This is a genomic window from Ensifer sp. NM-2 (assembly GCF_003024455.1).
In the GTDB taxonomy this organism is placed as follows: Bacteria; Pseudomonadota; Alphaproteobacteria; order Rhizobiales; family Rhizobiaceae; genus Ensifer; species Ensifer canadensis.
This window is the reverse complement of record NZ_PVZR01000088.1, coordinates 1-699: the sequence shown is the minus strand read 5'-3', so window position 1 is coordinate 699 and position 699 is coordinate 1. Positions and strand designations below refer to the sequence as shown.

At 52.9% G+C, this 699-nt stretch carries 1 protein-coding gene; it reads right to left on the bottom strand.

From position 1 onward, the window contains the following. Window positions 1-699, bottom strand: a 699-nt coding sequence (locus C6558_RS40200; protein ID WP_158269023.1) for a hypothetical protein, incomplete at both ends; no start/stop codon positions are given.

Below are 699 nucleotides of genomic sequence, written 5' to 3'. Positions count from 1 at the left end.
GTTTCTGGATGGCGGAGCGTTCATCGTTCAATCCGGCGAGAATTTCTTGCTCGTCCTCCGCTGTCATTGCGCGAAGATTGGCGTCCATTTTCGCAATAAGAGTTGGTACATGAGTTGCGGCCCTTTCATCGAGCTCGTGTCGAAGATTTCCAATCAAGGAATGGATTTGATCATCGGGGTTGTTGAAACGCTCCAAAAAATCTTTCCTCAATGCTTGGATTTCTTCTTTGGCTTTGTCGCTCAGCGAAGCCAATGTCTGCCGGCGCAGCTCTTGATGGGGATCGGCTCGTGCCCGGGGTGCCAGGTCAGAGAGTTTCTGGATGGCGGAGCGTTCATCGTTCAATCCGGCGAGAATTTCTTGCTCGTCCTCCGCTGTCATTGCGCGAAGATTGGCATCCAATTTCGCGATAAGGGTTGGTACATGAGTTCCGGCCCTTTCATCGAGCTCGTGTCGAAGATTTCCAATCAAGGAATGGATTTGATCATCGGGGTTGTTGAAACGCACCAAAGGCTCTTTCGTCAATGCTTGGATTTCTGCTTCGGCGTTGACGCGCACCGAAGCCAATGTCTGTCGGCGCAGCTCTTGATGGGGATCGGCTCGTGCCCGGGGTGCCAGGTCAGAGAGTTTCTGGATGGCGGAGCGTTCATCGTTCAATCCGGCGAGAATTTCTTGCTCGTCCTCCGCTGTCATTGCGCGAA